The following is a 12,055-nucleotide window of genomic DNA, read 5'->3' as shown; positions in this document are numbered from 1 at the left end:
TTGGACTGGTTCCGAAACGGCGGGCGGATCGGGTCGGCCGGGGCGCGCGGGCAAAGCCGCGACGCGCTGGCCGCGCTGCTGGACTGCCTGACGCGGCGCCGTGCCATCCTGACCGGACCCGCGATCCGCGCGGGCGGGCCGCAGCCGCTGGTCCATTGCCGGACCTCGGGCTCGGGCGGGGCGGCCAGGACGGTGCGGCGCAGCCAGTCCTCGTGGATCGCAAGCTTTCGAACCAACCGGGATCTTTTCGCCGTCACCCCCGCCGATTGCTATGCCGTGCTGGGCGAATTCGGCCCCTCGCTGCCGCTTTACGCCACGGTCGAGGCGCTGCATCTGGGCTGCGGCCTTCTGGCGCTTGGCGGCGACGGCCCGCGCGCGCAATTGCGCCAGATGACCGATCTGGGCGCGACGGTGCTTTACGCCACACCGACGCAACTGCGCCGCTTCCACGGGGCGGCCCAGGCGCTGCCCCGCATCCGGCTGGTGCTGTGCGGAGGCGGCAAGCTGGACCCCGCCTGCCGCGCTCTGGCGGCGCGGCTTTTCCCGAACGCCGCGCTGCATGAGTTCTACGGCACCGCCGAGACGAGCTTCATCACCCTTGCCGACGCCTCGACCCCGCCGGATTCCGTGGGCCGCCCCTATCCCGGCGTCTCGCTGGATCTGGACGCGCAAGGCCGCATCCGGGTCGCCAGCCCCTATCTGTTCCAGGGCTATGACGACGCGCCCTCGGACGGGATCGTGCAAGACGGGTGCGTGCTGGTCGGGGATCTGGGCTGGCGCGACGCCCAGGGCCAGCTTTACCTGAACGGCCGCCTAAGCCGCATGATCACGGTGGCCGATCGCAACGTCTTCCCCGAGGCGATCGAGGCGGTGCTGCTGGAACATGCGGGCGGGCGCGCCTGCGTGGCGCTGGCCCGCCCCGATCCGCAGCGCGGCCATGCGATCCTGGCAGTGATCGAGGGCGCGCCGGACCCCACGCTTGAGGCCCGGCTGCGCGCCGCCTGCCGCGCCCGGCTGGGGCCGCATTGCGTGCCGCGCCGGATGCTGTTTCTGCCGCGCCTTCCCGTCCTGCCCTCGGGCAAGCCCGACCTTCCGGCGCTGGAGCGGCTGGCATGAGCGTGATCCTGGCCGCGCGCCGCACGGCGGTCCTGCCCCGCAATGGCGGCTTCGCGGCGCTGGATCTGCACGAGCTGGCCGCGCCGGTGATCACAGCACTTCTGGCCGATGCGGGGCTGGCGCCGGGCGACGTGGACGAAATCGTGGTGGGCAACGCCCTTGGCGCCGGCGGCAATCCGGCACGGCGGGTGGCGCTGGCCGCCGGGCTGCCGCTGACGGTGGCGGGCCTGGGACTGGACCGGCAATGTTGCAGCGGGCTGGATGCGATCCTGCTGGCCGATGCGCTGATCCGCGCCGGGCGGCACCGGATCGTGCTGGCCGGCGGGGTAGAAAGCTATTCCCGCCGCCCCCTGCGCCTGCGCACCTTCGCCGATGGCCGCCCGCCCCAGCCCTATGAGCAGGCGCCCTTTACCCCCTGGCCCAAGCGCGATCCCGACATGGCGCAGGCCGCCGCCGCGCTGGCGGCCCGCCTTCGCATCGACCGCGCCCGCATGGACCGCTGGGCGGTCGAAAGCCATGCCAAGGCCCTTGCCGCGCGCGACCGCCTCGCGCCCGAGATCGTGCCGGTCCGGGGCATCGTGCAAGACGGCTTTCCCCGCGCGATGACGGCGGCGCTTTGCGCCCGCGCCAAGGCGCTGGCCGGGCCGATCACCGCGGCCAATACCGCCGTGGCTGCGGATGGCGCCGCCTTCTGCCTGGTCGCCGCGCCTGGCATCCTGCCAAAGGGGCTGGCGCGGATCCTATCCGGCGCGACCCTGGGCGACGACCCCGAATTGCCGGGACTTGCGCCGGTGCCCGCGATCCGCGCCGCGCTGGAACAGGCCGGGCTGCGCGCCCGCGACCTTGCGGTGGCCGAGATCATGGAAGCCTTCGCCGTGCAGGCCATCGCCTGTCAGGATCTGGCGGGCATCGACCCGCGCATCGTCAATCCCGGCGGCGGCGGGCTGGCGCGCGGGCATCCCATCGGCGCCTCGGGCGCGATCAACGCGGTGCGGCTGGTCCATGAGCTGCGCCCCGGCCAGGCCGGACTTGCCACCATCGCCGCCGCCGGGGGCATCGGCACGGCGCTGGTGCTGGAAAGGCTTTAGAAGCCCGAAAAGCGGGTGAAGCCTTCCAGCGGCTCGCGCGCCGTGCGGACGGCGTTGGCCGGGGCCTTGGGATCGGCATGGCCCACCGCGATGCCGCAGACGACCATCTCGCCCTCTGGCAGGCCCAGATGACGATGCGCCACGGGACCGTAATTCGCCAGCGCGCCGATTCCGCAGGCGCCATAGCCCAGATCCTCGGCCGCCAGCAGAAAGCCCATCAGGCTCATGCCCAGATCCATGAAACATCCCTTGCCCATGGCACGCTCGATGGTCACGACGACGCCCACCGGCGCGCCGAAGAAATCATAGTTCCGCGCGAACTGGGCGTGGCGCCCGGCCAGATCGCGCCGTTCGATCCCCAGGGCCGCGTAAAGCGCGAAGCCCGCCGCGCGCTGGCGGGCCTTCAGTTCGGGCGGCATGGGATCGGGGAAATAGCTGTATTCCGAGACCTCGGGCACGCCGTTTCCGATCGCCTGCGCCAGGGCCCCGGAAAGCGCGGCCAGAGGCGCGCCGGTCAGGACATGGAAGCGGCCCGGTTGCAGGTTGGCGCCGCTGGGCGCGGTGCGGGCCAGTTCGCAGATCCGCTCAAGATCCGCGCGTGGCACGGGCTGGGCGGTGAAAGCCCGGCACGAGCGGCGGCGGCGCATCAGATCGGCAAGCGGGCGGGAAAGCGAAGCGTTCTGCATCGGCCGGGGATGCCCGCCGCCCCGCCTCCTGTCAATCCCGCCCATCACCAGCGGGCGGAATGGTGGCCGCGCGGGCCGCTTTGGCGATGGGGATCGGCCTGTCCAAGGCCGCGGCGGACGGGACGCCGGCATGGGCATCCCGCTGGGCCGGCACGGCGCCGTCGAAGGGTCAAACCGGACCGGCGGCATCCGCGCGCCACGCGGCTTGGCAGAGAGGTGACGCGGATGCCGCCCAAGGCGGCCGTGCTAGCCTTGGCGGCCGCGCCCGATCATCCGCGCGGCGATGGGCGACAGCGTGATCACCAGGACGATACGCAGCAGGTGATGGCTGACGACATAGGCCAGATCCGCGCCGGCGATGATGGCAATGACGACCATCTCGGCCTGACCGCCAGGCAGATAGGCCAGGAAGGCGTCGATGGCGGGGGCCAGGCCCAGATGCATGATCAGTTCGATGAAGGCCAGGCTGATCAGCGCCAGGATCACCGCATAGACCAGCCCCGCCGTCACGTCGATGCGCAGCTCGCGCGCGGTGATGCCGACATATTTCACGCCGACCGCGATGCCGATGAAGAACTGCGCGGCCTGGATCATCTCGGCCGGCGGGCGGTGCTGGATCAACCCGGCCAGCGACAGCGCCGCCGTCAGGATCATCGGCCCCAGGATCGAGGCCCCGAACAGGCCCGCCCGCTGGGCCAGCTTCCAGCCGGCCAGCCCCGAGGCGGCCATCAGCGCCACCTCGCCCAGGTCGGCCGCCCGGATCGGCACGCCGGGGGGCAGTGACAGGTCCACGCCCCAAAGCCCATGCATGATCAGCGGTGCGACGGTGACGATGACCAGCACGCGGGTGGCATGGACCAACGACAGCGCACGGATGTCGCCCCCTGCCTCTTCGCCAAAGACCAGCATGTCCTGCAAGCCGCCGGGCATCGCGGAATACCATGCCGTCGGGTGATCGAAGCCGAAGACGCGGCGGAACAGCGGATAGCCGACCAGCGCGATCACGGTGATGAAGACCGGCACCAGCAGCAGCGAGGCCGCGATCCCCGGCAACTGGCCCAGCAGCGCCGGGGTGATCGAGGCGCCGACCGCCACCCCCAGGAAGGTCCGCATGAAGGTGCTGAACGGCTCGGCTCCCATCAGCGGCGCCCCGGCCAGCGCGGCGATCAGGCAGGCCAGCATCGGACCCAGCAGCAGGGGCAGAGGCAGGCCCAAAGCCAGGAACAGGACAGCGCCCGCCGCCGCCAGCGCAAGTGTAAGAAGGCGTCTTCCGGCTGCCGTCATGGTCTTTCGTCGTCCCCGCGCTAGCCCGCCCTTGTGCCCCGCGCGGGCCAGGGCCGTCCGCCACAAGGCCCGGCTAGGGCGAAACGCCCTCAAGGTCCAGCCTTTGGCGCGCGTTTCGCCCTAGCCCAGCAGGCGGATGCGATGGGTGTCGCGCAAAAGGCGCAGCGTGGCGGCAAGCTCGGCCTGGACGCGGGTCTCGTCCCAGCCCAGGGCCGTGCCGCAAAGCGCGCCAAGCCGCGACAGGTCGCGCCGCGACAGCCGCCCCGTCACCGCGATGGCGCTGCGGCGCATGACCAGATCGGCCAGGCTTCCCACCATCTCGTGCCGGGCGATCCAGTCGAATTCGGCAAGCCCGTATTCCGGCGCGTCCGCCAGCGCCTGGGGCGTGGCGCCCTCATGCGTCAGGATGGCCTCGGCGGTGCTGCCATAGCGATCCAGCAGCAACGCGGCCCGATCCGGCGCCGCATTGATCGCGCCCGCCACGCGCGCGATCCATTCGGCCCGCGCCGGGCCCTGCGGCAGATCCCGCCCGCCGCCGATCGCCAGCCCCCGGGTCGAGACCTTGCGCCCCCGCCCCAGCCGGGCCAGGACCAGATCCGCGACCTCTTCGGAAAAGCCCCGGAAGGTGGTCCATTTGCCCCCCACCAGCGAGACGATGGGCCAGCGCCGCGCGCCCTGGGCCTCGGCCACCGGGGCAGAGTGGTCGCGGCTGATCAATCCGGGCGCCACGCCTTCGGAATTCGGCAGGGGGCGGATGCCGGCATAGGCATAGACGATCTGGCCGGGATCGAACTCCAGCCCCGGCAGCAGGCCGCGCAGGGCATCAAGGAAATAGTCGATCTCGGCCTGGGTGCAGGTCACATTCTCGGGGTCGTCGGCGCGGATGTCGGTCGAGCCGACCAGCGCCCGGCCCAGATAGTCGAAGACCAGGCAGATGCGCCCGTCATCGGCCTCGAAATAGATCATCCGGCCCTTCAGAGCGGCCAGAAGCGGGGGGTGGTCCAGCAGGATATGCGACCCCTTGGTGCCCCCGATCAGCTTCGAGGGCGCGCCAAGCTGGGCGTTGATCCGGTCGATCCACGGACCGCCGGCGTTGACGACGATGCGCGGGCGCAGCGCCAGCGGCCCCTGGGGCGTGTCCAGCCGCACCACATCGCCATCGGTGTCCGCGATGGCCGCATGGTTCAGCGCCCGGCTTTCGGGATGTGCGCGCAGCCCGTCCTGGACCAGTTCCCAGACCAGCCGCTCGGGCTGGGTCACGGTCGCGTCGTAATACTGCCCTGCGGCCACGATGCGGGGGGTCAAGGGCGGGATCTCGCGCAGCGCCCGCGCGCGCGACCAAAGCTGGTGCCGGGGCATGACCCGATGGCGGCGGCCATAGAAATCATACATGGCAAGGCCGATCTTCATCAGCACCGCGCCCCGGCTGCGCGGCGCCGTGGTCGAACCCATCAGCGTGCGCAGCGCGGCCGGGATGCCCTTCAGCCAGGAAAAGATCGGGATCACCGTGGGCAGGGGCTTCACCAGATGCGGCGCGTTCTTCAGAAGCAGGTTCCGCTCCAGCGTGGATTGCGCGACCAGGCCAAGCTCTCCGGTTTCCAGATATTTGATGCCGCCATGGATCAGCCGAGAGGGCGCGGCCGAGGTGCCGCCGCCGAAATCACCCTTGTCCGAGATGACGCAGGTGATCCCCTGTTCGCACAGGTCGCGAAACAGGCCCGCGCCGTTCACGCCGGCGCCAAGGATCAGAACGTCGATGTCTTGCGTCATGGCTTTTCCTCGGCCAGGGCCTCGATCCGGGGCCAGATCGGCGCCAGCGCCCCGGCCAGATCGGTGAAGATGGCATAGCGTTCCGCCAGCGCCGCGCTGCGGGCGGGATCGGGCGCATAGGTCCGCGCCAGCGCGGCCATATCGCGCGGGTCCGCCGTGGGGCTGGCGAAAAGCCCGACCGAGGCGCCCGCGCAAAGCGCCGCGCCCCAGGCCGCGGCCTCGTCGGTGTCGCTGACCGAGACGGGCATGGCCAGGGCGTCGGCGAAAAGCTGGGCGAAAAGCGGACTGCGCGAGATGCCGCCAGTCAGCCGCGCCGCCTGCGGGGCGAAGCCGTCGCGCAGGGCGTCCACATGGATGCGGTGGTTGAAGGCGATGCCCTCGATCACGGCGCGCAGCATCTCGCCCCGGTCCTGCCAGCCGCGCAGGCCGAAGAAGCCGGCGCTGGCCTGCGGCCCCATGGGCGAGCCGAACAGGAACGGATGGAAGATCGCGGTCGATGGGCGCGCCATCGCGGCCTGGATCTCGGGGATGATCTCGGCATGGAAGGCACGGCCCTGGGCCTCGGCCCGCGCCCGCTCGGCGCCGCAAAGCGTGTCCAGGAACCAGTCGTAATTCGCCGCCGAGGCGGGCGAGATGGACATGTTGTTCCATTCGCCCAGGGCCAGCCCGTTGCGGCAGAACCAGCGCGGATCGGTTTTCGGCGCATGGCTGACGGTCTCGTTGATGGAATAGGTGCCCGCCACGATGGCGACGGTGCCCCGGCCATGGCCCCCCGCCCCCAGCGCCGAGGCGGTCACGTCATGCAGCCCCGCCGCGACCGGCGTTCCGGGACTGAGGCCGGTCAGCGCCGCCGCCTCGGGTGTGACATGGCCCGCGACGGCGCCGGGCGCCAGAACCCGAGGCAGCGCGTCGGCCAGCGCGCCCAGGCCGAAAAGCGGCAGGATGTCGTCGGCATAGCCCTGGCTTGCCACCTCGGTGAAAGAGGTGCTGGCCTCGGTCAGGTCGGTCGCGATCCGGCCGGTCAGGCAAAAGCGCAGCCAGTCCTTGCAGGCCAGCACATGCGCGATGCGGGCATAGCGGTCGGGATCGGCGTCGCGTATCCACGCCAGCAGCGCCGAGGGGGCCGAGGCATGGGGCATCTGCCCGGTGCGCGCCAGCGCGGCATCGGCCACCCCGTCCCGGCGCCAGCCATCGGCGACCCCGCCCGCGCGGCTGTCCAGCGACAGGATGCCATGGCCCAGCGGGCGGCGCGCGCGGTCCAGCAGATAGACCCCATCGCCATGCGCCGTCGCGGCCACGGCCGCGATTTCACGGGCGGGGCGCCCGCAGGCGGCAACGGCCTCGGCGATGGCGGCGGCCGTCTGGCGCCAAAGCAGGTCCATGTCGCGCTCGACATGGCGCGGCGCGGGCTTGATCTGCGGCACGCGGCGGCGCGCCACCGCCAGCGGCTGGCCCAGGTGATCGAAGATCACGGCCTTGGTCACGGTCAGGCCGTTGTCGATGCCAAGCAGCAGGGGCACGGAAAACCTCGTCGCGCGGGGGATCTTGCGCCCCGCACCCCGGAAGGGGAAGGCGGGCACGGGGCGCGCGGGGGGGGGGAGGAGCGAAAGGGACGGACGCGGCCGAAGCCGCGCCCGCCAGGCTTATTGCTCAAGCACGAAGGGCGCCGTGTAATTGTCGACATTGCTCGCGTCGATCAGCAGGCAGTCGAAAAGCTGCTTCTCGGTGTCGATCCCGGTCTTGCCGGTCTTGATCACCGCATCCGCCTGCTTGACCGCCTCGGCCGAGAAGATGGCGACGGGTTGCAGCACGGTATATTGCAACTCTCCCGCCTTGATCGCCGCCACCGCGTCGGGCGAGCCGTCGAAGCCGCCGACCTTCACGTCCTTCAGCTTGCCCGCCTCTTTCAGCGCGGCGATGGCCCCCAGCGCCATCTCGTCATTGCCCGAGATCACGCCGTTGATGTCGGGATGGGCTTGCAGCAGGGACTGCATCTTCTGGTAGCCCTTGGTGCGGTCCCAGTCGGCGACCTCCTGGCCGGCCTTTTCCAGGTCGGGATACTGGCTCAGCACGGTCTCATAGCCGTTCGAGCGGGTCTGGGCGTTGTTGTCCGAGGGCGCGCCGAACAGTTCGACATATTTGCCCTTGTCGCCCACGGTCTCGACCCATGCCTGCGCGCCAAGCGCCGCGCCCTGGGCGTTGTTCGACACCAGTTGCGCCTTGGCCAGCCCTTCCTGGTTGATCTCGGCATTGACCAGGATCACCGGAATGCCCGCATCGACGGCCTTCTGCACCGCCCCGACCGAGCCGTCGGCATTGGCCGGATCCAGGATGATCGCCACGGACTTGTTGGTGATCGCGGTGTCGATCAGGGTGCTTTCGGTGTTGGTGTCGCCGCGATGGGCACCGACATTGGCGGTATAGCCCATGCCCTCGGCGGTCTTCTTGGCGACCTCGCCCTCGGTGAACCAATAGGGGTTCGCCGGGTCGTTGACGATGATCGAGATCAGGCCCTCGGCCGAGGCGGCTGCCGCCATCAGAGGCAGCGAAGCAGCGGCGGCCAGCAGCGCGCGGCGGGTCAGTTTGAACATTCTTCTCACTCCCTTGGGGTTGGTTCACTGCCTTGCGGCAGACTTTCGCCGGGCGGCCGTTCCGCCCGGCGGGAAGGTCGCGCGCGTCAGCCCTTGCGGGTGCCGCGCCCGTATTGGATCGAGTTCATCAGCACCGCCAGCACGATCACCGCGCCGGTGAAGACCGTCTGCCAATAGGACGAGACCCCGATGATCACCAGGCCCGCCGACAGGAAGCCGATGACGAAGGCGCCCAGCATGGTGCCGCGCACCGTGCCACGCCCGCCGGTCAGCGCGGCGCCCCCGATCACCACCGCCGCGATGGCGGTCAGTTCATAGGTGGTGCCGGCGGTCGGCCCGGCCGAGGTCAGCTGCGACGACAGCACCAGCCCGGCGATGGCGGCAAGCGCGCCCGAGATCGTATAGACGGTGATCTTGACCCGGCGCGTCGGCACGCCCGACAGTTCCGCCGCGCGCTCGTTCCCGCCCGAGGCGTAAAGCCAGCGCCCGAAGGCCGAGCGCGACAGCATCAACCCCGCCAGCACCGCGATGGTCGCAAGCACGATGACCGAGATCGGCACGCCTGCGATGCGGTTGAAGCCCAGCCAGTTGAAGCCGGTATTGCCCAGATCCGGCGTGCCGCGCAGGTTGTTGTAGGTCAGCCCGTTGGTCATCAGAAGCGCGACGCCGCGCGCCACATACATCACCCCCAGCGTGGCGACGAAGGGCGGCACCTTGAAGACCGAGATCAGCAACCCGTTCAGCGCCCCCACCGCCGCGCCCACGGCGACGGTCAGCACCACCACGCCCCAGACCGGCGGATAAAGGATGACCCCCAGCGCGTCCATCTCGATCCCCTGCATCATCGCGCCCGCGACCACGCCGCAAAGCGCCAGGATCGAGCCGACAGACAGGTCGATGCCGCCGTTCAGGATGACCAGAAGCATGCCGATGGACAGGATGCCATAGATCGCGACCTGCGAGGACATGATCAGGAAGTTCGACAGCGTGAAATAGTTCGGCGACAGGAACGAGAATACCGCGATGATGGCGATCAGCGCAAAGAAGGCGCGGCCCTCAAGCAGGATACGGCCGATACTGAAATCGCTTTTCGGTGATGCGGTGGCGGTCGTGGCAGACATGGGTTTCCTCTCTCACCAGATCCGTCAGGCGGCCACGGACTCGCCCGAGGCGGCCATGATCTTTTCCTTGCTGACGGTGCTATCGAATTCGGCCGAGATGCGGCCCTTGTGCATGACGATGATCCGATGCGCGATGGACAGGCATTCGCTGACCTCGGACGTGGTATAGACGACCGCAAGCCCGTTCTCGGCGCCCTTGGCCAGCAGCTTGAACACCTCGGCCTTGGCGCCGATGTCGATGCCGCGCGACGGCTCGTCCAGCATGATCACGCGCGGATTGGTGGCCAGCATCTTGCCGATGACCACCTTCTGCTGATTGCCGCCCGAAAGCGAGCCGATGGCCGCGTCGCCCCCCGCCGTCTTGACGGTGACGGCCTTGATCGAATGCTCGATCAGCTTCTTCTCGGCGACCCGGCTGGTGAACAGCCCCCGCACGAAGCTGTTGATCGAGGCCAGCGTCAGGTTCTCACCCACGCTCATGGTCTGGACCAGCCCGTCGCGCTGCCGGTCCTCGGGGACCAGCGCGAGGCCGCGCGCGATCCGCTCGGCGATCGAGAGATGCGAGATTTCCCGCCCCTCCAGCACGATCTCGCCCGCCGAGGCGGAAAGCCGCCCGGCACAGGTCTCAAGAAGTTCGGTCCGGCCCGCGCCCATCAGGCCGTAGATGCAGACGATCTCGCCCGCGCGCAGGTCCAGGGACAGCTTGTCCACCAGGTTGAAGCCCGCCGGATCGGGAACCGAGAGATTGCGGATCGACAGCGCCACCTCGCCGAATGTCGTCGCGGGCGGCGCGCCCAGGTCGTAATTGTCGCCGACCATGTTCCTCACGATCCATTCCAGGTCGATCTGATCGCGCGGCGCATAGGCGGTCATGTTGCCGTCGCGCAGCACCACGGCGTGATCGGTGATGGTCAGCGCCTCTTCCAGGTGATGCGAGATATAGACGATGCTGACGCCCTTGGCGGTCAGGTCGCGGATGACCTTGAACAGCACCTCGACCTCGCTGGCCGAAAGCGCGCTGGTCGGCTCGTCCATGATCAGGATGCGGCTGTCCACGGACAGCGCGCGGGCGATCTCGACGATCTGCTGCTGGCCCAGGCGCAGTTCCTCGACCGGGGTAAGCGGGTCGATCGCTTCCTCAAGCTCCTCCATCAGCCTGCGGACCTGACGCTCTTCCTCGGCGAAGTTCACGCCGCCGGGACCCATGATCTCGCGGCCCATGAAGATGTTGTCGCGCACCGACATGTTCGGCGCCAGGCTGAGTTCCTGATGGATGATCGAGATGCCGCGGTCGCGCGCCTCGCTGGCGCTGGCGAAGGCGACCGGCCGGCCGTCCAGGATGATCTCGCCCGTGGTCGGGCGGATGACGCCCGACAGGATCTTCATCAGCGTGGACTTGCCCGCGCCGTTTTCGCCGAACAGCGTCGTGACCTGGCCGCGATGGATGTCGAAGTTCACGCCCTTCAGCGCATGGACCGAGCCATAGGACTTGGCCACGTTGCGCGCGGCCAGCACCACCTCGGCCGTGTCGGGCCTGCCGGAAAGGATCTGGTTCATTTGACGCCGACCTCGACCGGGGTGATCAGCCAGTTCTTGGGATTGATCAGGCGGAACGCGCCCGTCACCTCGACCGTCTTGCCCGACAGGTTCGCGGCGTCGATCCCGTCCAGCACGGCGGCCTTCATGGCGCGGTTTATGCCGGCACCGGCGTTTTGATATTCGATCTGGTTCTTGAAGCCGCCGAAGGCGATGTCGCCCGGCGCGTCGCGCAGGTCGGTGCCGTTGATCGCCGGGCCGGTCTGGACGCGGACATTGACGCCCTCGGGCATGCCATCGACCGCCAGCGGATAGATCCCGGCCTTGGCCTCGCCCGCGATGCCGGTCACGCGCACCGACATGATCGCCCCGGTCGAGGCGGGCGTGCCGTATTTCGCGATGGCCGCGTTCTTGTCGGCGGCGATGGCGGCGGCGATCTCGGGGGCGTCGCCCGCCCTGGCCTTGATCGCCTGGGCGATGCGGGGAAATTCCTTTGCGCCATAGCCATCGGGCGAGAATGCCTGCTGGCGCAGATCGGCGTCCGAGCCAATATGCACCACCTTGGTATCAAGCGCGATGCCGGCCAGCAGCAGAACGGCGGCGCCGGCGCCGATGATCAGACCGCGACGCGACGACGCCGGAGCTTTGGGTGCGGACCCGGTCGGGGCTGTGCTCTGGACCATATTCATGCCTCGGATGTGATGAAGGGGCGGCGCCGGAACGCGGCGCCCGGAAAGCGCGCCTCAGGCCGGGCGGGCCTGCGAATCGGCGACACGAGGGGAAACGGGCACGACCGCGCGGCACCCTGGCATGCGCATCCCGATACAGGACATTCCCTGCATTTTCCGGCCCTCCTCTGGCTG

At 69.6% G+C, this 12,055-nt stretch carries 10 protein-coding genes; 2 read left to right on the top strand and 8 right to left on the bottom strand.

Features of this window, described 5'->3' with window-relative positions; genetic code table 11:
• Nucleotides 1-1,116 (top strand): AMP-binding protein, encoded by a 1,116-nt coding sequence (locus QM682_RS04675; RefSeq protein ID WP_415127604.1) that lies wholly within the window; start codon nucleotides 1-3, stop codon nucleotides 1,114-1,116.
• Nucleotides 1,113-2,204 carry a thiolase family protein gene (locus QM682_RS04670; protein ID WP_415127602.1) on the top strand — a complete coding sequence of 364 codons (1,092 nt, stop codon included), beginning with the start codon at nucleotides 1,113-1,115 and terminating at the stop codon, nucleotides 2,202-2,204. Before QM682_RS04675 ends, QM682_RS04670 begins: the two co-directional genes overlap by 4 nt.
• Here QM682_RS04670 and QM682_RS04665 read toward each other — a convergent pair.
• The 8 genes from QM682_RS04665 to QM682_RS04630 all read right to left on the bottom strand — a co-directional run bounded on the left by QM682_RS04665 (nucleotide 2,201) and on the right by QM682_RS04630 (nucleotide 11,875).
• On the bottom strand, nucleotides 2,201-2,890 hold the full coding sequence (locus QM682_RS04665; RefSeq protein WP_415127600.1) for a nitroreductase: 690 nt from the start codon (nucleotides 2,888-2,890) through the stop codon (nucleotides 2,201-2,203). The genes QM682_RS04670 and QM682_RS04665 overlap by 4 nt on opposite strands.
• 246 nt (nucleotides 2,891-3,136) lie before the next feature.
• Nucleotides 3,137-4,174: an AbrB family transcriptional regulator gene (locus QM682_RS04660; protein ID WP_415127598.1), complete on the bottom strand. Its 1,038-nt coding sequence runs from the start codon at nucleotides 4,172-4,174 to the stop codon at nucleotides 3,137-3,139.
• Between the two features lie 120 nt (nucleotides 4,175-4,294).
• Nucleotides 4,295-5,944: a glycerol-3-phosphate dehydrogenase/oxidase gene (locus QM682_RS04655; RefSeq protein ID WP_415127596.1), complete on the bottom strand. Its 1,650-nt coding sequence runs from the start codon at nucleotides 5,942-5,944 to the stop codon at nucleotides 4,295-4,297.
• Entirely contained in the window at nucleotides 5,941-7,464 is a 1,524-nt protein-coding gene (locus QM682_RS04650; protein WP_415127594.1) for an FGGY-family carbohydrate kinase, read from the bottom strand. The genes QM682_RS04655 and QM682_RS04650 overlap by 4 nt, the downstream gene beginning before the upstream one ends.
• A 123-nt stretch (nucleotides 7,465-7,587) precedes the next feature.
• A complete protein-coding gene (locus QM682_RS04645) occupies nucleotides 7,588-8,535 on the bottom strand; it encodes a D-ribose ABC transporter substrate-binding protein (protein ID WP_415127592.1) in 948 nt (315 codons plus the stop codon).
• Between the two features lie 86 nt (nucleotides 8,536-8,621).
• Nucleotides 8,622-9,656, bottom strand: a complete 1,035-nt coding sequence (locus tag QM682_RS04640; protein ID WP_415127590.1) for an ABC transporter permease — start codon at nucleotides 9,654-9,656, stop codon at nucleotides 8,622-8,624.
• Nucleotides 9,657-9,680: 24 nt separating this feature from the next.
• Nucleotides 9,681-11,213 (bottom strand): sugar ABC transporter ATP-binding protein, encoded by a 1,533-nt coding sequence (locus tag QM682_RS04635; RefSeq protein ID WP_415127588.1) that lies wholly within the window; start codon nucleotides 11,211-11,213, stop codon nucleotides 9,681-9,683.
• Complete coding sequence (locus QM682_RS04630; protein ID WP_415127586.1) at nucleotides 11,210-11,875, bottom strand: DUF2291 family protein; 666 nt, start codon at nucleotides 11,873-11,875, stop codon at nucleotides 11,210-11,212. The genes QM682_RS04635 and QM682_RS04630 overlap by 4 nt, the downstream gene beginning before the upstream one ends.
• Between the last annotated feature and the right edge of the window lie 180 nt (nucleotides 11,876-12,055).

Source organism: Paracoccus sp. (in: a-proteobacteria), assembly GCF_047605025.1.
GTDB lineage: Bacteria > Pseudomonadota > Alphaproteobacteria > Rhodobacterales > Rhodobacteraceae > Paracoccus.
The sequence above is the reverse complement of the archived record's forward strand: the minus strand, read 5'-3'. Positions and strand labels throughout refer to the sequence as shown.

Excerpts from the sequence above, each read along its gene's own strand:
- QM682_RS04670 (WP_415127602.1), top strand. The coding sequence starts at position 1,113 with ATGAGCGTGATCCTGGCCGCGCGCCGCACGGCGGTCCTGCCCCGCAAT.
- QM682_RS04665 (WP_415127600.1), bottom strand. The coding sequence starts at position 2,890 with ATGCAGAACGCTTCGCTTTCCCGCCCGCTTGCCGATCTGATGCGCCGC.
- QM682_RS04660 (WP_415127598.1), bottom strand. The coding sequence starts at position 4,174 with ATGACGGCAGCCGGAAGACGCCTTCTTACACTTGCGCTGGCGGCGGCG.
- QM682_RS04655 (WP_415127596.1), bottom strand. The coding sequence starts at position 5,944 with ATGACGCAAGACATCGACGTTCTGATCCTTGGCGCCGGCGTGAACGGC.
- QM682_RS04645 (WP_415127592.1), bottom strand. The coding sequence starts at position 8,535 with ATGTTCAAACTGACCCGCCGCGCGCTGCTGGCCGCCGCTGCTTCGCTG.
- QM682_RS04640 (WP_415127590.1), bottom strand. The coding sequence starts at position 9,656 with ATGTCTGCCACGACCGCCACCGCATCACCGAAAAGCGATTTCAGTATC.
- QM682_RS04635 (WP_415127588.1), bottom strand. The coding sequence starts at position 11,213 with ATGAACCAGATCCTTTCCGGCAGGCCCGACACGGCCGAGGTGGTGCTG.
- QM682_RS04630 (WP_415127586.1), bottom strand. The coding sequence starts at position 11,875 with ATGGTCCAGAGCACAGCCCCGACCGGGTCCGCACCCAAAGCTCCGGCG.